This window comes from Streptomyces sp. H27-D2 (assembly GCF_035828615.1).
GTDB lineage: Bacteria > Actinomycetota > Actinomycetes > Streptomycetales > Streptomycetaceae > Streptomyces.
In genome coordinates, this window is record NZ_JAYMZR010000001.1 from 178,017 (window position 1) to 196,456 (window position 18,440).

General features: G+C 72.5%; 13 protein-coding genes. 12 read left to right on the forward strand and 1 reads right to left on the reverse strand.

Annotation, left to right across the window (positions count from 1 at the left end; all coding sequences use genetic code 11):
* The first annotated feature begins 223 nt into the window (after window positions 1–223).
* Window positions 224–3,577 (forward strand): beta-N-acetylglucosaminidase domain-containing protein, encoded by a 3,354-nt coding sequence (locus QMK28_RS00780; RefSeq protein ID WP_326434947.1) that lies wholly within the window; start codon window positions 224–226, stop codon window positions 3,575–3,577.
* Window positions 3,578–3,755: 178 nt separating this feature from the next.
* On the opposite strand, the gene QMK28_RS00785 is transcribed toward QMK28_RS00780, so the two are convergent.
* On the reverse strand, window positions 3,756–4,292 hold the full coding sequence (locus tag QMK28_RS00785) for an HNH endonuclease (RefSeq protein ID WP_326434948.1): 537 nt from the start codon (window positions 4,290–4,292) through the stop codon (window positions 3,756–3,758).
* 278 nt (window positions 4,293–4,570) lie between these two features.
* Here QMK28_RS00785 and QMK28_RS00790 point away from each other — a divergent pair, with 278 nt between their 5' ends.
* The 11 genes from QMK28_RS00790 to QMK28_RS00840 form a co-directional block, all read left to right on the forward strand.
* On the forward strand, window positions 4,571–5,662 hold the full coding sequence (locus QMK28_RS00790) for a mechanosensitive ion channel family protein (RefSeq protein WP_326434949.1): 1,092 nt from the start codon (window positions 4,571–4,573) through the stop codon (window positions 5,660–5,662).
* Between the two features lie 333 nt (window positions 5,663–5,995).
* Complete coding sequence (locus QMK28_RS00795) at window positions 5,996–7,138, forward strand: ROK family transcriptional regulator (protein WP_326434950.1); 1,143 nt, start codon at window positions 5,996–5,998, stop codon at window positions 7,136–7,138.
* A 127-nt stretch (window positions 7,139–7,265) separates the two neighbouring features.
* A complete protein-coding gene (locus QMK28_RS00800) occupies window positions 7,266–8,621 on the forward strand; it encodes an ABC transporter substrate-binding protein (RefSeq protein WP_326434951.1) in 1,356 nt (451 codons plus the stop codon).
* An 11-nt stretch (window positions 8,622–8,632) separates the two neighbouring features.
* Window positions 8,633–9,640, forward strand: coding sequence for a carbohydrate ABC transporter permease (locus QMK28_RS00805; RefSeq protein WP_326434952.1), 1,008 nt, complete (start codon window positions 8,633–8,635; stop codon window positions 9,638–9,640).
* A gap of 5 nt (window positions 9,641–9,645) precedes the next feature.
* Complete coding sequence (locus tag QMK28_RS00810; RefSeq protein WP_326434953.1) at window positions 9,646–10,551, forward strand: carbohydrate ABC transporter permease; 906 nt, start codon at window positions 9,646–9,648, stop codon at window positions 10,549–10,551.
* Window positions 10,552–10,557: 6 nt separating this feature from the next.
* Window positions 10,558–11,835: a 6-phospho-beta-glucosidase gene (locus tag QMK28_RS00815; RefSeq protein WP_326434954.1), complete on the forward strand. Its 1,278-nt coding sequence runs from the start codon at window positions 10,558–10,560 to the stop codon at window positions 11,833–11,835.
* Between the two features lie 182 nt (window positions 11,836–12,017).
* On the forward strand, window positions 12,018–13,040 hold the full coding sequence (locus QMK28_RS00820) for an N-acetylglucosamine kinase (RefSeq protein ID WP_326434969.1): 1,023 nt from the start codon (window positions 12,018–12,020) through the stop codon (window positions 13,038–13,040).
* A gap of 354 nt (window positions 13,041–13,394) precedes the next feature.
* Complete coding sequence (locus tag QMK28_RS00825) at window positions 13,395–14,816, forward strand: hypothetical protein (RefSeq protein WP_326434955.1); 1,422 nt, start codon at window positions 13,395–13,397, stop codon at window positions 14,814–14,816.
* Complete coding sequence (locus QMK28_RS00830; RefSeq protein WP_326434970.1) at window positions 14,816–15,808, forward strand: glutamate ABC transporter substrate-binding protein; 993 nt, start codon at window positions 14,816–14,818, stop codon at window positions 15,806–15,808. Before QMK28_RS00825 ends, QMK28_RS00830 begins: the two co-directional genes overlap by 1 nt.
* A 261-nt stretch (window positions 15,809–16,069) precedes the next feature.
* On the forward strand, window positions 16,070–17,422 hold the full coding sequence (locus QMK28_RS00835; RefSeq protein WP_443050478.1) for a hypothetical protein: 1,353 nt from the start codon (window positions 16,070–16,072) through the stop codon (window positions 17,420–17,422).
* A partial coding sequence (locus QMK28_RS00840) for a serine/threonine protein kinase (RefSeq protein ID WP_326434957.1) occupies window positions 17,419–18,440 on the forward strand: 1,022 nt, incomplete at its 3' end. The genes QMK28_RS00835 and QMK28_RS00840, both read left to right, overlap by 4 nt.

Below are 18,440 nucleotides of genomic sequence, written 5' to 3' on the forward strand. Positions count from 1 at the left end.
GTTCCCGACAGGCGATTCAGCGGTCGGACGCGCTGCTGGACGCAGGGAGAGGGGCTCCAGGCGGCCTCAAGCCGCTGGTTTTGCGGTGATCGCGCACGGACGGTGTGCACGGATCACCGCCCGGCAACCCTAGTTCAACCTGGCAATCCCGGCACTTCGGTCACTCTCATTGACACCCGTGTCCGGGGGTGGTGGGCTCAACGCCAATCGGCGTCACACCAGCATGAGCAAGGAGCAGGCCGTGCAGTTCCGGGGGAGCAAGGCTGCGGGGGCCACAGCTCTGGCCGCCGCCGTGATCGGCGGACTGCTGGGCGCGCCCGGCGCGGTCGCCGCCCCGGTTCCGCCCGGGGGGCTGGTGGCCGGTACGCCGGACACGGCGGCCGACGGCGGACTGCCCTCCGTATGGCCCCGGCCGCACGCGATGCGCGCGCAGGGCGCGCCCGCGCCCATCGGCGACGAGGTCACCCTGGTCGCCGCCCCCGGCGCCGACCCGTACGCCCTGGACGTGCTGCGCGCGGTGCTGCGCGACGCCGGGGTGGGCACCGTGCATGAGCAAGCCCCCGACCGGCCGCTGCCCGCGCGCGGCCTGATCGTGCGCGCCGACGGCGCGTACGCGGACGCGGCGCTGCGCGCCCTGCGCGCCCCCGAGCGCGGCGACCTGCCGCTGGGCGGGTACCGGCTCGCGGTCGGCCGGGTCGAGCAGCGCGATGTGGTGGCGCTCTCCGGCACCGGGACCGACGGCCTCTTCCACGCCGTGCAGACGCTGCGCCAGCTGGTGCAGGTCCAGCCGGACGGCAGCCGCTCCTTCGCCGGGGTGCAGCTCCGCGACTGGCCGGGGACGGGCGTGCGCGGCATCACCGAGGGCTTCTACGGCGAGCCGTGGACCCTGCGCCAGCGCCTCGCGCAGCTCGATTTCATGGGCCGTACGAAACAGAATCGCTACCTCTACGCGCCCGGCGACGACCCGTACCGCCAGGCGCGCTGGCGCGACCCGTACCCGGCCGCGCAGCGCGCGGACTTCCGGGCGCTCGCGGACCACGCCCGCCGCAACCATGTGACGCTCGGCTGGGCGGTCTCCCCCGGCCAGGCGCTGTGCTTCTCCTCGCGCGACGACCTCAAGGCGCTGACCCGCAAGGTCGACTCGATGTGGGCGCTGGGGGTGCGCTCCTTCCAGCTCCAGTTCCAGGACGTCAGCTACAGCGAGTGGCACTGCGCCGCGGACTCCGAGGAGTTCGGCAACGGGCCCAAGTCGGCGGCCAAGGCCCAGGCGAAGATCGCGAACGCGGTCGCGGACCATCTCGCCGACCGCCACCAGGACGCCGCCGCGCTCTCCCTGATGCCCACCGAGTACTACCAGGACGGCGTCACCGAGTACCGGCGCGCGCTGGCCGGGGAGCTGGGCGACCGGGTCGAGGTGGTGTGGACCGGTGTCGGCGTGGTGCCCAGGACCATCACCGGCGGCGAGCTGGCGGACGCCCGCGCCGCCTTCGAGCACCCGCTGCTCACCATGGACAACTACCCGGTCAACGACTACGCCCAGGACCGGATCTTCCTCGGCCCCTACACCGGCCGCGAGCCCGCCGTGGCGACCGGCTCGGCCGGGCTGCTGGCCAACGCGATGGAGCAGGCGGCGGCGTCCCGCATCCCGCTGTTCACCGCGGCCGACTACTCCTGGAACCCGCGCGGCTACCGCCCCGAGGAGTCCTGGCAGGCCGCGATCGACGACCTCGCGGGCGGCGACCGGCAGACCCGCGCCGCGCTGCACGCGCTCGCCCGTAACGAGGCGTCCTCGGTCCTGGGCGGCGACGAGTCCGGCTACCTCCAGCCGCTGATCGCCGACTTCAGAGCCGCGCTGGCAGGCCCGGACGCGGCGGGCCCGGCCGGCCGGAAGCTGGAGACGGCCGCCCGCAAGCTGCGCGCGGCCTTCCGCACCATGCGCGACGCCCCGGACAAGCTCACTTCGGGGTCGGACGGCTCCGGCGGGACGTCCGGCTCCGCCCCGGCCGACGGCGCCTTCGGCCGGGAGGTGCGGCCCTGGCTCGACCAGCTCGCGCGCTACGGCGAGGCGGGCGAACGAGCGGTGGACCTGCTCAGCGCCCAGGCGCGCGGCGACGGGGCGGCGGCCTGGCGCGCCCAGCTCGACGTCCAGCGGCTGCGCGCGGAGATCGCGAAGAGCCCGGCCACCGTCGGCAAGGGCGTGCTGGCCCCCTTCCTGAGCGACTCCCTGAAGCAGGCGGCCTCCTGGGCCGGCACGGGCACCGGAAAGCGCGCGGACCGCTCGGGTTCCGGAGCCGGCTCGGGTTCGGTCACCGGCGGCCCCGCCGCTGCCGCCGGCTCCCCGCTCAAGGCCGCGGCCGACGGCGACCCGGCCACCGCCTTCCGGGCGGCGGGCGCGCCCGCCGCGCCCGGCTCGGCTTCCGGGTCCGCTTCCGGGTCCGCTTCCGGGTCCGCTTCCGGGTCCGCTTCCGGGTCCGCTTCCGGGTCCGCTTCCGGGTCCGCATCCGGGCCGGCCTCCGGCGCGCCCCGTACGCCCGGCGACGACTCCCTCGTCCTGAAACTCGGCTCGGCCCGCCCGCTCTCCGCGGTGACCGTGATGACCCGGCCGGGCACCGGGACCCCCGCCACCGTCGAGGCCCATGTCCCGGGCCGGGGCTGGCGGAAGCTGGGCGCGCTGTCCGCCGGCGGCTGGACGCATACCTCGGGCGGGGGCGCGCGCGCCGACGCCGTACGCCTGGCGTGGGGCGCGGGCGCGCGAGCCCCGGTGGTGCACGAGATCGTCCCCTGGTACGCGGACGCCCCGGCCGCCGGGATGAAGCTGGAGCACGAGACGGTGGACGCCGAGATCGGCGGTCGCACCACCGTCGGAGCGACGCTGACCTCGCTGCGCCCCGGCGATGTCCGCGGCAAGCTCACCGTGGGCAAGCCGAAGGGCATCGAGGTCACCGCGCCGGCGGAGGTCACCGCCCCGCGCGGCGGCTCGGCGACCGCGCGGATCGGCATCGCGGTCCCGGCGAACGCCAAGGCGCGCAGTTTCGAGATCCTGGTGCGGTTCTCCGACGGGCACGGCGTGAGCGTGGAGCGCACGCTGACCGTGCGCGCCTTCCCGCGCACCGGCGGCCCGGACCTCGCGCGCCGTGCGAAGGCGAGTTCGTCGGCCGACGAGACCGCGGGCTTCCCGGCCTCCGCCGCCGTCGACGGCGACCCGAAGTCCCGCTGGTCCTCCCCGGTGGAGGACGACGCGTGGCTCCAGGTCGAGCTGGCCCGTCCGGCCCACGTCGGCAGGGTCGTGCTGCACTGGCAGGACGCCCACCCGGCCCGCTACCGCGTCCAGACCTCGGCCGACGGCCGCAACTGGCGCACGGCCGCGACCGTCCACGACAGCAGGGGCGGCCGGGAGTCGGTCCGGATGGACGCGCCCGACGCGAAGTTCGTCCGCGTCCAGGGCGACAAGCGGGCCACGCGCTTCGGCTATTCACTCTGGTCGATGGAGACCTACGCGGTGGCGGCGTCCTCGGCGCACTCCTCGTCACCCGCCTCGGCGCACAGCCCGGCGAAGCCCCCGGTCGAGGACGAGTAGTCCAGCCGGGCCGCATGTGCGGCCATGGGGCGCACGCCCCCAGCGCGCCGGACCCCCCGTACCGCCGCGCCGCGAACCGCGAGCGGGACAGCCGGATCGACTGTCCCGCAAGAGGTCACACCCGCCGGCCCGCCTGCCGCCCCGCCGGTACCGCGCACGGCAGCGCGAAGGCCCGGTCTCAGGCGGGTATGCCGTCGATCCGGGCCATCGCGTCGTCCGCGCCGAAGGGCTGCAAGTAGGGCAGCCACTGCGGATCCCTGAGCCCTGTCCCGATGATGCGCCAGGCCAGGCCGGAGGGCGGCGCGGGTTGATGGTGGAGTCTCCAGCCGAGCTCCGCGACATGCCGGTCGGCCTTGACGTGGTTGCAGCGACGGCACGCGGCGACCACGTTCTCCCAGGCGTGCTGACCGCCGCGGCTGCGCGGGACGACGTGATCGACGCTGGTTGCGACGCCACCGCAGTACGCGCACCGTCCGCCGTCACGGGCGAACAGGGCGCGGCGGGTGAGCGGGACCGGTCCCCGAAAGGGGACTCGCACGAAGCGCTTCAGGCGGACGACGCTGGGTGCGGGTATCGCGCGGGTCGCACTGTGCATGAGGGCGCCTGAGTCCTCGAGGCTGACGGCCTTGTCATTGAGGACGAGAATGAGCGCGCGGCGGAGCGGTACGACGCCGAGCGGCTCGTACGACGCGTTGAGGACCAGGACATGCGGCACGGGTGCCTCCTTGTACGCCGGCGGCGCGTGGCTCGCGCCGGGACGATCTCCCCTCAGTGTCCCCTGGCCTCTGGTCGCAGCGCCACCATGACCGGGTAACGGGCTACGGGTGTTTTCCGGCACACCGCGTCACTCCCCGCCGATCCGGTCCCGGTCCCCACCGCCGCCCCACCCCGCTGCCGAGCGACGGCAACAGAACACGCCCGTTGCCCCGTTAGTGTGGTTGGTCTGCCCGCGCGCGGCTTCGGCGGGCATGTCCCACACGGAAGGTTCCCGCTGTGTTCTGGTCCGCTGTCGCCGATGGCGATTCGCCGAGCGCGTCGCCCGGCACTTCCTCGATCGACGAGGCACAACAGAATGCCACCAACGCCGCCGGATGGGTGGAACAGAACTGGTCGGACTGGCTGAGCGCCGGTCTGCGCATCGTTCTGATCATCGTGATCGCGGTGGTGCTCCGCAGTGTCATCCGGCGCGGCATCACCAAGCTCATAGACCGGATGAACCGCACCGCGCAGAGCATGGACGGCACCGCGCTGGGCGGGCTGCTCGTCAACGCGGAGCGGCGGCATCAGCGCTCCGAGGCCATCGGTTCGGTGCTGCGCAGCGTCGCTTCGTTCGTGATTCTCGGCACAGCGGCGCTGACCGTGCTGTCCGTGCTCAACATCAATCTGGCGCCGCTGCTCGCCAGCGCGGGCGTCGCGGGCGTCGCGCTGGGCTTCGGCGCGCGCAATCTGGTGACCGACTTCCTGTCCGGCGTCTTCATGATCCTGGAGGACCAGTACGGGGTCGGCGACACCATCGACGCGGGCGTCGCCTCCGGCCAGGTCATCGAGGTCGGGCTGCGGGTCACCAAGCTGCGCGGCGACAACGGTGAGATCTGGTACGTCCGCAACGGCGAGGTCAAGCGGATCGGCAACCTCAGCCAGGGCTGGGCCACCGCGGCCGTGGATGTGACGGTCCGCTACGACGAGGACCTGGACAAGGCCCGTGCGGTGATCACCGAGGCCGGCGAGGAGATGGCGAAGGCGGAGCCATGGGACGAAGCGCTGTGGGAGCCGGTGCGGGTGCTCGGCCTCGACTCGGTGACCCTCGACGCGATGGTGATCCGGGTGTCGGCCAAGACGATGCCCGGCAAGGCCCTCGGCGTCGAGCGCGAGCTGCGCTGGCGCATCAAACAGGCGCTGGACGCGGCGGGCATCCGGATCGTCGGCGGCATCCCGGCCGCGATCGAGGAGGCGCCCGCCGCCGACCCGTCGGCGGGGGTGTCCGCGCCCTCCGCGCTGGCGAGCCCGACCTCGCCGCAGTCGCTGGCGGCGTCCCCGATAGCGCAGCCGGTGCAGTCGGGCAACGGCCCCAACCTCTCGAAGTAGCTCTCACGGGCCACCCGACCCGTACCCGTACACCTCCATGACCTGCGCGGCCTTCGATGCGCAGGTCCCCGCTCCTTCGCGGCACGCCTTCGAGACGGCCCCCGGCCATCAGCCGGGGGCCGCTTCGCATGGCCGGTCCATAACGCTTTGGTCGAGCTGATGACCGGACCATTGACGGAGTGCCAACGGCGGTCGTACGTTCCTGCACATCGATAGGAAAGTTTCCTAACAGATCACCGGGGACGACGGCGTCACCGGTCCAGCCGAAGGACGGTCGCGCGAGCCATGGCAGGAGCAACGGGAACGCCGGGGACACCGCGCGTACTGCGTGCGATGAACGACCGGGCGGCCCTCGACCTGCTGCTGGAGCACGGGCCGCTGTCCAGGACCCGGATCGGCGAGCTGACCGGGCTGTCCAAGCCCACCGCCTCCCAGCTGCTCGGCCGGCTCGAAACGGCCGGGCTGGTCCGCACCACCGGCACGGTGAGCGGCGGCCCCGGGCCCAACGCGCAGCTGTACGAGGTCGACCCGTCCACCGGCTACGTCGCCGCCCTCGACGTGGACCCGGACGGCATCACGGCTGTCGTCGCCGACATCACCGGACGGCACGTCGGCGAACACCACGTCGTCGCCGACGCCGAGGGCCGGACCGCGACGCTGGTGACCGAGGCCGTCGACGGCGCGCTCGCGGCTGCCGGACTGCGCCGCGCGGACCTGCGGCGCACCGTCATCGGCACACCCGGCGCGCTCGACCCGCACACCGGCAAACTGCGCTACGCGCCGCACCTGCCCGGCTGGCACTCCCGGACGCTGCGCGACGATCTCGCGGGCGCGCTGGGCACACCCGTCGTCATCGAGAACGACGTCAACCTCGCGGCCATCGCCGAACAGCGCCGCGGCGCCGCCCAGGGCTGCGAGGACTTCGTCCTGCTGTGGGCCGACGAGGGCGTCGGCGCGGCCATCGTGCTCGGCGGCAATCTGCTGCGCGGGGCGACCGGCGGCGCGGGCGAGGTCGGCTACATGCCGATGCCCGGCGCGCCGCTGGCCCGCGGCGGCCCGGAGTCCACCTGCGGCCCCGACGGCGGCGGCGGCTTCCAGCGGCTGGTCTCGGCGCCCGGCGTGCTCGGGCTCGCGCACATCCACGGCTTCCACCCGAAGACCGTGGCCGAGGCGCTCGAACTGGCCCTCAGCACACCCGGCGAGGGCGACGCCGTGCTGGACGAACTCGCGCACCGGCTGGCCACCGGGCTGGCCGCCGTCATCGCGGTGGTCGACCCGGAACTCGTCGTGCTCTCCGGCAGCGTGCCGCAGGCCGGCGGTGAGCGGCTGCGGGCCCTGGTCGAAGCGGAACTGACCGGTCTCGCGCTGCCGTTGCCCCGGCTGCGGATGAGCGCGGTCGAGGGCTCCCCCATCCTCATCGGCGCGTTGCAGTCCGCGCTCGCCGACGCCCGCGACGCGGTCTTCGACACCAGCTGACCGGCCGCGCTCCCCCGTCCGTCCCCACCCGTCTCCCGCCGCCACACGCGAAACCCCCGCACCTCTCCCTACCGCCCCCTGCCCTGAAGCGATCCACGAACCGCCCCCGAGACGAAGGAAGCCCGCCATGCGACGACCGCGCCGGCGCCCGCCACGCGCGACGGCCGCCCTCGCCTCGGTGCTCACCGCCGCCGCCCTGCTCGCCGCAGGCTGCGCCAACCCGAGCACCGGGAGCGACCAGGACGACCCGACCGAACCCGTCACGCTCAAGTTCTGGCACGGCTGGGCGGAGAAGAACGAAGTCAAGGCGATCAACGAGAGCATCGACCGCTTCGAGAAGCTCCACCCGAATATCCACGTCAAGGCGATCGGCAACGTCACGGACGCCACCATGAACCAGGCGCTGCGCGCGGGCGGGGACGACGCACCCGACGTCGTCTCCTCGTTCACCACCAACAACGTGGGCCAGTACTGCTCGTCGGGCATGTGGGCCGATCTCGACCCGTTCATGAAGAAGAGCGGCCTGGACAAGCACAAGGTCTTCCCCAAGACGCTGCTGGACTACACGAGTCACCGGGGAAATCAGTGCGCCCTGCCGTTCCTCGCCGACGCGTTCGGCATGTACTACAACAAGGACGCGTTCGAGAGGGCCGGCATCACCAGGCCGCCGCGCACCATGTCGGAGTTCAGCCGGGACGCGGTCAAGCTGACCGAGCGGGCCAAGAACGGCTCGTACGAGCAGCTCGGCACGATGCCGAACTTCCGGCTCTACCAGAACAGCCCGGACCGCTTCCTCGCCCAGTGGGGACCGAAGTACTTCGACGCGAACGGCAAGTCGAACCTCGCCCGCGACCCGTCCACCAAGAAGTTCTTCAACTGGCAGCGGGACCTCATCGGCAAGCTCGGCGGCTACACCGCGCTGGAGAAGTTCCGCACCACCATCGGCGACGAGATGTCCTCACAGAACGCCTTCCTGAAGGGGAAGGTCGCCATGCACCTGGACGGCGAGTGGCGCGGCCTGATGCTCAACCAGGCCAAGGCCGACTTCGAGTGGGCCACCGCCCCGATGCCGGTCCCCGACGACCGCCCCGAGACCTACGGGCGCGGCTTCATCACCGGAACGGTCGCCGGCATCGCGCACAGCAGCCGGCACCAGAACGCCTCGTGGGAGCTGGTGAAGTTCCTGACCGCCGACACCGACCAGGTCGTCGCGTTCGCCAACGCCATCCACAACGTGCCCTCCACCAAGGCCGCGCTGAAGTCGCCGAAGCTGGACGCCGACCCGACGTTCCGCACCTTCCTCGACATCGCCCAGAACCGGTACAGCACGGCGCTGCCAGCCTCGCTCAACGGCGGCCAGTACGTCGTCTCGCTGATGGACTTCTCCTACGCGGCCGAGGCGGGCAAGGTCCACGACCTGGACAAGGGCCTGCGCGAACTCGACCGAGTGATCGACGCCGACAACCTCCAGTCGAAGAACTGACGGAGTCACCCATGGCCATATCCAACGCCGCCGCCGCTGCTCCGCCGGCCACGCCCGCGTCCACGTTCACAGCCGAGCCCAAAGCGCCCGAGCTGCGCCGCAAGCACAACCGCGACCGGCTGCGCACGATCGGCTTCCTGTCCCCCTGGCTGGTCGGCTTCACGGTCTTCTTCGGCTACCCGCTGATCGCCACCGTCTACTTCTCGTTCATGCACTACAACCAGATCCAGGAGCCGACCTTCGTCGGGCTGCGGAACTGGAAGTACGTGCTCACCCAGATGCCGCTGTTCGGCCCGGCCCTGTGGAACACGCTGTGGCTGGTCGTCGTGATGGTCGGGCTGCGGGTCGTCTTCGGCCTCGGCATCGGGCTGCTGATCACCAAGATCAAGACCGGTGTGGGCTTCTTCCGCACCGCCTTCTACATCCCCTACCTCGCCCCGCCGGTGGCCGCCACCGTCGCCTTCGTCTTCCTGCTCAACCCCGGCTCCGGGCCGGTCAACGAGCTGCTGTCGTCGGTCGGCGTCAGCGCGCCCAACTGGTTCAACGACCCGAACTGGGCCAAGCCCTCGCTGGTGATGCTCTCGCTCTGGGGCATCGGCGACCTGATGGTCATCTTCATGGCGGCGCTGCTGGACGTGCCCAAGGAGCAGTACGAGGCCGCCGAGCTGGACGGGGCGGGAGTCTTCACCAAATTCCGCTACGTCACCTGGCCGGCCATCACGCCCATCGTGATGTTCGCGGTGGTCACCGGCGTCGTGCAGACCATGCAGTACTACACACAGGCGCTGGTCGCCGGGAAGCTCGCCTCCGGCGTGAGCATCGGACCCGGCTCGGTCATCCAGCCGGGCTACCCCGACCACTCCACGCTCACCGTGCCGCAGCTCGTGTACTCGATCGGCTTCCAGAACTTCAACACCGGCGCGGCGTCCGTGCTCTCGCTCGTACTCTTCGTCATCGCCATGGCCGTGACCACGCTGCTGATGCGCAAACGCGCCGGCCTGCTCTCGGCGGAGGACTGACCGACATGACCTCTACGACCCTCACCCCGCCCCGTACCCCCGCCCCGGTGCGCGGCGGCTCGCGCGCCGCCGCGGCCGCGCACCGGCGCAAGCGAGTGCTGCACTGGATCGCCGTGCACGCCGTCGCCGTCGCGGTGGCGCTGTTCTTCGTGCTGCCGTTCGTCTTCGTCTTCCTGACGTCCGTGATGAGCGACAGCCAGGCGATGAGCGGCGAGCTGTGGCCGCACGAGTGGAACTGGTCCAACTACGCCGAGGTGTTCAAGACGCCCGGCTTCCTGGACTGGTGGCGCAACTCGCTGATGTACGCGGTGCTCGGCACCGCCTTCACGCTGCTCTCCTCGATCCCGGTGGCGTACGCGCTGGCCAAGTTCCGCTTCCGGGGCCGCCGCACCGCGATGATGCTGGTCATCTCCACGATGATGCTGCCCCCGCAGGTCATCGTGATCCCGATGTACCTGGTGTGGGCGCAGCAGTTCCACCTCTCCGGCTCGCTCTGGCCGCTGATCATCCCGATGGCGTTCGGCGACGCGTACTCGATCTTCCTGCTGCGGCAGTTCCTGCTGACGATCCCCAAGGAGTACCTGGAGTCGGCGAAGGTCGACGGCTGCGGCGAGATGCGCACGCTGCTCAAAGTCGTCATCCCGATGGCCAAGCCGGGCATCGCGGCGGTCGCCCTGTTCCAGTTCTTCTACTGCTGGAACGACTACTTCGGCCCGCAGATCTACGCCTCGCAGAACCCGGGCGCCTGGACCCTCTCGTTCGGCCTGGAGAGCTTCAAGAGCGCGCACAGCGTCAACTGGAACCTCACCATGGCCGCGACACTGCTGGTCATGGCGCCCGTCATCATCATTTTCTTCTTCGCACAGAAAGCCTTCGTCGAAGGCGTCACGCTCACCGGAGTGAAGGGCTAAAGAACCATGAAGCTCGCAGTAGTCGGCGGAGGATCGACCTACACCCCCGAACTCATCGACGGGTTCGCGCGGCTGCGCGACGTCCTGCCGCTGGAAGAACTCGTCCTCATCGACCCGGCGGCGGACCGGCTGGACCTGGTCGGCGGCCTCGCTCGGCGGATCTTCGCCAAGCAGGGCCACCCGGGCAAGATCTCCTGGACCGCGGACCTGGACGCGGGGGTGGACGGCACGGACGCCGTGCTGCTCCAGCTCCGGGTCGGCGGGCAGGCGGCCCGCCGGCAGGACGAGACGTGGCCGCTGGAGTGCGGGTGCGTCGGCCAGGAGACCACCGGCGCGGGCGGCCTCGCCAAGGCGCTGCGCACCGTGCCGCTGGTGCTCGACATCGCCGACCGGGTGCGCCGCCGCAACCCGGACGCCTGGATCGTCGACTTCACCAACCCGGTCGGCATCGTGACCCGCGCGCTGCTCACCGCCGGGCACAAGGCCGTCGGCCTGTGCAATGTGGCGATCGGCTTCCAGCGGAAGTTCGCGAACCTGCTCGGCGTCACCCCGGAAGAGGTCTTCCTGGAGCACGTCGGCCTCAACCACCTCACGTGGGAGCGGGCGGTGCGCCTCGGCGGGCCGGACGGCGAGGACGTGCTGCCGAGGCTGATCGCCGAGCACGGCGACGCGATCGCTGACGATCTGCGCATGCCGCGCAGCCTGGTGGAGCGGCTCGGCGTCGTCCCCTCGTACTACCTGCGCTACTTCTACCAGCACGACGCGGTCGTCCGGGAGCTGAGGACGAAGCCCTCGCGGGCCTCCGAGGTCGCCGGGATGGAGAAGAAGCTGCTGGAGATGTACGGCGACCCGGCGCTGGACGAGAAGCCGGAGCTGCTGAGCAAGCGCGGCGGCGCGTTCTACTCCGAGGCCGCCGTCGCCCTCACCTCCTCGCTGCTGCGCGAGCGCGGGCGGGACGAGGCCGGCGAGGTGCAGGTGGTGAACACGTTCAACAACGGCACGCTGCCGTTCCTGCCGGACGACGCGGTCATCGAGGTACCGGCCACGGTGGACGGCGGGGGCGCGAAGCCGCTGCCCGTACGCCCCCTGGAGCCGCTCTACTCCGGCCTGATCGCGAACATCACCGCCTACGAGCAGCTGGCGCTGGAGGCCGCTCTGAAGGGCGGTCGCGACCGGGTCTTCGAGGCGCTGCTCGCCCACCCGCTGATCGGCCAGATCGACTACGCCGAGAAGCTGACGGACGACCTCATCGCGCACAACCGGGAGCACCTCAAGTGGGCCTGAACGACCCTCTGCCGCCCGACGACCGGGCTGCCGGCCCCCGTGCCGACACCCGTGCCGACACCCGTGCCGACACTCCTGCCGGCACCTCTGGCAGCGGCTCCGGCAGCGCCCGCCCCGACACCACCGCGCCCGGAGCGGGCGGGCAGGACCCCGCGCCGCCCGGTCCCCGCTGGCCGGGAGCGATCCTCGCGATCGACGCGGGCAACAGCAAGACCGATGTGACGTTGGTGGGCCCGGACGGCACCGTGCTCGGCACGGCGCGCGGCGGCGGCTTCCAGCCGCCCGTCGTGGGCGCCGGCCCCGCCGTCGCCGAGCTCGCGCCGCTGGTCGCGCGAGCGACGGCGCAGGCCTGCGCGGCGACCGGCCTGCCGGGCGATCCGCCGGCCTCCGGCCCGCTGGTCGAGCATGTCTCCGCGTGCCTCGCCAACGCCGACCTCCCGGTCGAGGAGAGGGAGTTGACGCACGAGATCGAGTCGTACGGCTGGGGGCGCACGGTCGACGTCGCCAATGACACCTTCGCGCTGCTGCGCGCCGGCGTACCGGACGGCAGCGAGCCCACCGGCGTCGCCGTGGTCTGCGGAGCGGGCATCAACTGCGCCGGCCTGGCCCCCGGCGGACGCGTCGCCCGTTTCCCCGCCATCGGCCGGATCTCCGGCGACTGGGGCGGCGGCGGCTTCCTCGCCGAGGAAGCCCTGTGGTGGGCGGCCCGAGCGGACGACGGTCGCGGCGAGCCCACCACGCTCGCCAGGGAACTCCCCGCCCACTTCGGCCTCTCGACGATGCCGGCGCTGATCGAGGCGATCCACCTGGGCCGCATCGACTACCCCCGCAGGCACGAACTCACCCCGGTGCTCTTCGCCGCGGCCGAGGCGGGCGACGCGGTGGCCCGCGCTATCGTCGACCGGCAGGCGCACGAGGTCGTGACCATGGCGACGGTCGCCCTGACCCGCCTGGACCTCCTCTCCGAACCGGCCGTAGTGATCCTCGGCGGCGGCATCCTGGCCGCCCGCCGCCCCCTGCTGCACGACCGCATCACCCAACTGCTCACCGAGCGCGCCCCCAAGGCCGTCCCCCAGGTCGTCACCGCACCCCCCGTCCTGGGCGCGGGACTCCTCGGCCTCGACCGCACGGGCGCGCCCAGTTCGGCGCACCGGCGGCTGCGGGAGCACTACGCGGCTGCCGGGAGGGCCGCGTCGGCGCTGTAGGGGGCTTCCCCGGCTGCGGGCCGTCCCCTTGAGCGGACTGGGGGGCGGGCCGCAGTGTCGCTCCATGCCTGCCGGCCCGCCCCTTCGCCCCCCGGTAGCCTCTCCTGAGCAGGGAGGGAACCGAACGCCCCGGAAACACGTGTTCAAGGTCAGGGGGATGGCGCGGAGATCGGCACGGGATCGTCGAAGAGGTCCTGTACGGGGTCCTGAGCGGGTTTCGGCCGGCCATGATCCGAACAAGATCCAGGCAATCCCGGTGTGGATGTCGGTCCCTACGGCCATACTGCTGGCCGTGCACCTGTGCCCCGCCGCGTCGGGGACCGAGGCACCGTCAGCGACCAAGGGGGAGGTCCCGTGACTCACACGCCGCTCCGCGGTGCGTCGCCGCCTGTGCCTGCCGCCCGGCGGACCGCCTGGGCCGAGGGCATCGACCGGCTGCGCGCTTCGGCGACCACCGAACCCGGTCGGCTACGGATCATCGGAGCCGTCGTCGCCGTGCTGGTGGTGGTGTTCGGGGCCGTGACGGCCTGGCAGGTCTCCGACCGGGAGACCGCCGCGAGCGCCGTGGTCAGCCGCAGCCAGCCGCTCAGCGCGGACGCCGCGAGCATCTACCGTTCGCTCGCCGACGCCGACTCCACCGCCGCTAGCGGATTCCTGGCCGGCGGCCAGGAGCCCCGCGCGGTGCGCAAGCGCTACGAGCGGGACGTCAAGCTCGCGTCGGAGCTGCTGGTGAAGGCCGCGGCCAACACCGAGGGCTCCGACTCCGCGCGCCGGCAGATCGCCAAGCTCAACCATCAGCTGCCGCTCTACACCGGGCTGGTCGAGACCGCGCGCGCCAACAACCGGCAGGGGCTGCCGCTCGGCGGCGCCTATCTGCGCTACGCCAACGACAAGATGCGCACCGAACTGCTGCCCGCCGCCCGCGAGCTGTACGAGGCGGAGACCGCCCGGCTCGGCGAGGACTACGCCGACGCCAAGGCGTGGCCGTGGGTCGCGCTGGGTGTCGGCGTCATCGCGCTGGGCGGCCTCGGCTGGGCCCAGCGCCGTAACTTCCAGCGGACGAACCGGGTCTTCAACCCCGGCCTGCTGGCCGCGACGGCCGCGTCCGCCGCGGTGCTGCTGTGGCTGGTGGTCGGGCACAGCGTCGCGCGGTCCGGCCTCGGCGACTCGTACGAGAACGGCGCGAAGTCGCTCCAGGTGCTCAACGAGGCCCGGATCGGCTCGCTCCAGTCGCGCGGGGACGAGAACCTCACGCTGGTCGCGCGCGGCGCCGTGCTCACCAAGGACGGCGAGGACGCGTACGAGGCCGGCTTCCAGTCGGGGATGCGCAAGCTGGTCGGTGACACCAAGGGATCGGCCGGCGCCAAGGGGTCGGCGAAGCCCGCCGCGGCCGATCCCGCGGCCGGCAGCCTGATGGCCCGCGCCCAGTCGCTCGCCGACGACTCAGCGGGCCGCGAGCCGATCCAGAAGGCGCTCGACGGCGTCCGCGCGTGGCAGCAGCGGCACGGCGCGGCCCGCGCCACCGACGACGCGGGCGACTACGCGGGCGCGCTGGACAAGGTGATCGGCGCGAAGGGCACCACGGGCGAGTGCTTCGACGTGGTGGACGCGAGCCTGAAGACCGCCGTCGCGCACGAACAGCGGGAGTTCACCCAGGCGGCGGAGAGCGGCCGCGGCGCGCTCTCCGGGCTGGCGATCGGCGCCGCCGTACTGGCCGTGCTCGCCGCGGCCGGCGCGGTGCTGGGCATCGGCCGCAGACTGTCGGAGTACCGATGATGGGGGGAGCCGTGAGCGGACCGAGCAGGTTGCGCGGCTGGGGCGGCGTCGCCGGGATGACGGTCGCGTGCGCGCTGGCCGCCTGTGTCTCGGTGCTGCCGCTGGCGCAACGGGACACGCCGTCGCAGACGGCCTCCACCACCTCGTACGGACAGGACGCGGCCCACGCTCGGGGGGCGCGCGCGGCGGATTGCGAGACCCCGGAGGCAAGCCTGCGCCCCTCGGACGTCAGCGGTGCGGCGGTGAAGCGGATCAAGGAGCGCGGCCGGCTGATCGCCGGCGTCGACCAGAACAGCTTCCGTTGGGGCTACCGCGATCCGGCCACCGGCGAACTCGCGGGCTTCGACATCGATCTGGTCCGCGCCATCGCCAAGGACATCCTGGGCGACGCGGACAAGGTCACCTTCCGCACCATCCCCACCAATCAGCGCATACCGGCCCTGGAGCAGCGCAAGGTGGACGTCATCGCGCGGACGATGACCATCAACTGCGACCGGATCAAGCAAGTCGCCTTCTCGACCGCCTACTTCGAGGCCGGTCAGCAGGTGCTGGTCCCCGAGGGGTCCGCCATCAAGGATTTCGACGACACGCTGCGCGGCAAGAAAGTCTGCACCGCCAAGGGCTCCACGGGCGAGGCCGAACTGAAGGAGGAGTCGCACGGAGCGCGGGTGCTGACCGTCGACAACCAACTGGACTGCCTGGTCAGGCTGCAACTGGGTCAGGTGGACGCGGTGATCACCGACAGCGCGCTGGCGGCCGGGCAGGCCGCCCAGGACCCGTCGGTCAAGCTCGTGGGCGAGCCGTTCACCGCGGAGCCGTACGGCGTGGCGATGAACCTCAAGGACGAGGATCTGGTGCGCCGGGTGAACAAGGTGCTGGACAATTACCGCAAGGGCGGCCAGGCCAGCCCCTGGATGAAGTCCTACCGCAAGTGGCTCTCCGATGACCTCAAGGGCATCGAGGGACCACCGGAGCCGAAGTACAAGCCCTGACCCGGGCGGGGTCGGACGGTGCGAGGCCGGACGGGCGGGGCTCGAACCGGGCAGACTCGAACCAGCCGGACCGCACGGGGCGGTCCCGGACCGGACAGCCGCACCGTAAGGACCCGCGAAGAACAGTCAGGAACAGCACCGCACGAATCAGCACCGGACGGCACAGCGCCGCAGGCAGTCGCACCACACGGCAGGGCGCCGCAGGCAGCGCACACAGCGGAGAGGTGATCGATGGGGGTCGCGGAACCCACGGGTCCGGTCATGGACCGGGATGAGGTGGACCGTGCGCTGGCGCGGCTCGGCGCCGAACACGAGGCGATCGAGTCCTCGCTGCTCGCCCTCCAGGACCACGCGGGCCGCCGGCTTCTCGACGGCGCTTCGCTGACCGGCGCCACCAAGGAGCGCTGGGCCGCCACCGAGCAGGCCATCGCGCTGCTCTGGGCGCACTTCGACGCGTACACCGATGCCCTGACCTCCGCCCGCGAGCTGCGCGCACGGCGGCGCTGGCCGAACCAGAGCGACCTCGCCGAGCTGACCGACCTGCTGCGCGGCAGCGGCGTGCAGGTGTCCGGCGGCGCGCTCCCGGACACCGCGCGGCAGTTGACCGGCCCGGCCCGGCTCAGCGAGCGGCTGAGCCTCGAAGCGCTCGTCGAGCGGATGAACTCCTGGTACGCCGAGGCGCTGGACCTGGTCACCGCCTGCGACTCGGTGTGGTCCGCGCTGCCCGCCCGGATCGACCTGCTCAGCGCCGAACTGCGGCGCACCCGTTCGCTCGCGCACTCCGTCGGCGTACGCCCCGGCGAGCATCCCTCCGGCGACGACCTGGAGCGGATCACCGACGAACTGACCTCGCTGCGCGCCGAGGTGATATCCGACCCGCTCGCCTTCTGGGTGCACGCCACCCGCAGCTCCGCCCCCGGCGGCGGCCGTCCCGACACCGACCGCTACGACCACGCGGCCCGCGCGCTGGACGACATCCGGCGCGAGGTCGAGGCGGTGCTGGACGTCCGGCAGGACGCCGAGCAGCGGCTGCTGCGGCTGCGCGACGTGCTCTCCCGCGCGGACCGCACGCTCACCGAGGCGCGGCAGGCCCGCGGCGAGGTGCTCGCGAAGATCGCCGCGTCCGAGGTGCCCGCCGTGAGCGGCCCCTCGACCGCGCTGCACGAGCAGCTGTCCGCGGCCTCCGACTACCGCAGGCACGCCCAGTGGCACCGGCTGTCCCCGCTGCTGGACAGCCTGGAGCGGCGCGCCGAGGACGAACTGATGCGCGCCCGCGAGTCGTTGACGGCGGTGACCGCGCCGCTCGCGGTCCGCGCCGAGCTGCGCGGGCGGCTCGACGCGTACAAGGCGAAGGTGGCCCGGCACGGCATGGCGGAGGACCCGCTGCTGATCGAGCGGTACGACGCGGCCCGCCGGATGCTGTGGAGCGCGCCCTGCGACCTGCGCGCCGCCGACCAGGCGGTGCTGCGCTACCAGCGGGCGACGGCGGAGGCGCTGGTTCCGGGGCAGAGCGGCCCGGCGGACCGGCCGGGCGCGCCGGGGCCGCCGGGACAGTCCGGGCAGCCGGGTCACACGGGGCAAGCGGGATCAGCACACGGCAGGGGGGACGTATGAGCGACAAGTGCCAACGACCGGGCTGCGACGGGTCGTACGAGGACGTCGGCGAGGGCGAGCTGTACTGCGACACCTGCGGGCTCGCGCCGGTCGTCTCCCCCGGCGGCATGGTCGGCTCCGCCCCCACCGGCATCACCGGCGGCGGCGCCCGGGGCGGCGCGTCCGGCTCGGCCGGCTCGTCGTCGCAGAGCTCGCGCGGCAGTTCGCGCTCCAGCTCGCGGTCGTCGACCTCGCGCCGTTCGGTCTCCGGGCGGCTCTCCCGTTCACTGTCGGGCTCCGCCGCCGCGCGCTCGGTGTCGGTGCGCAGCTCCCGCTCGTCCACCGCGTCGTCCGGCCGGGGCAAGCTGGGGGCCGGGCTGGTCAGCGTGCCGGACGTGCCCCGTCCCGACCCGCGGGGCGCGGTGCTGGAGAATCCCGAGGTCCCCGAGCGGAAGCGTTTCTGCAGCCGTGGCGACTGCGGCGCGCCGGTGGGCCGCAGCCGCGGCGACCGGCCGGGGCGCACCGAGGGCTTCTGCACCAAGTGCGGCCACCCCTACTCCTTCGTGCCGAAGCTCAACCCGAACGACATCGTGCACGGCCAGTACGAGGTGGCCGGCTGCCTCGCGCACGGCGGGCTCGGCTGGGTCTACCTCGCCGTGGACCGCGCGGTCTCCGACCGCTGGGTGGTCCTCAAGGGCCTGCTGGACACCGGCGACGAGGACGCGCTCGCGGCGGCCGTCTCGGAGCGCCGCTTCCTCGCCGAGATCGAGCACTCCAACATCGTCCGGATCTACAACTTCGTCGAGCACCTCGACCAGCGCACCGGCAGCCTCGACGGCTACATCGTGATGGAGTACGTCGGCGGCAAGTCGCTCAAGGAGATCGCCAACGAGCGGCGCGGCGAGCGCGGCCGGCGCGATCCGCTGCCGGTCGAGCAGGCGTGCGCGTACGGCATCGAGGCGCTGGACGCGCTCGGCCATCTGCACAGCCGCAATCTGCTGTACTGCGACTTCAAGGTCGACAACGCGATCCAGCAGCG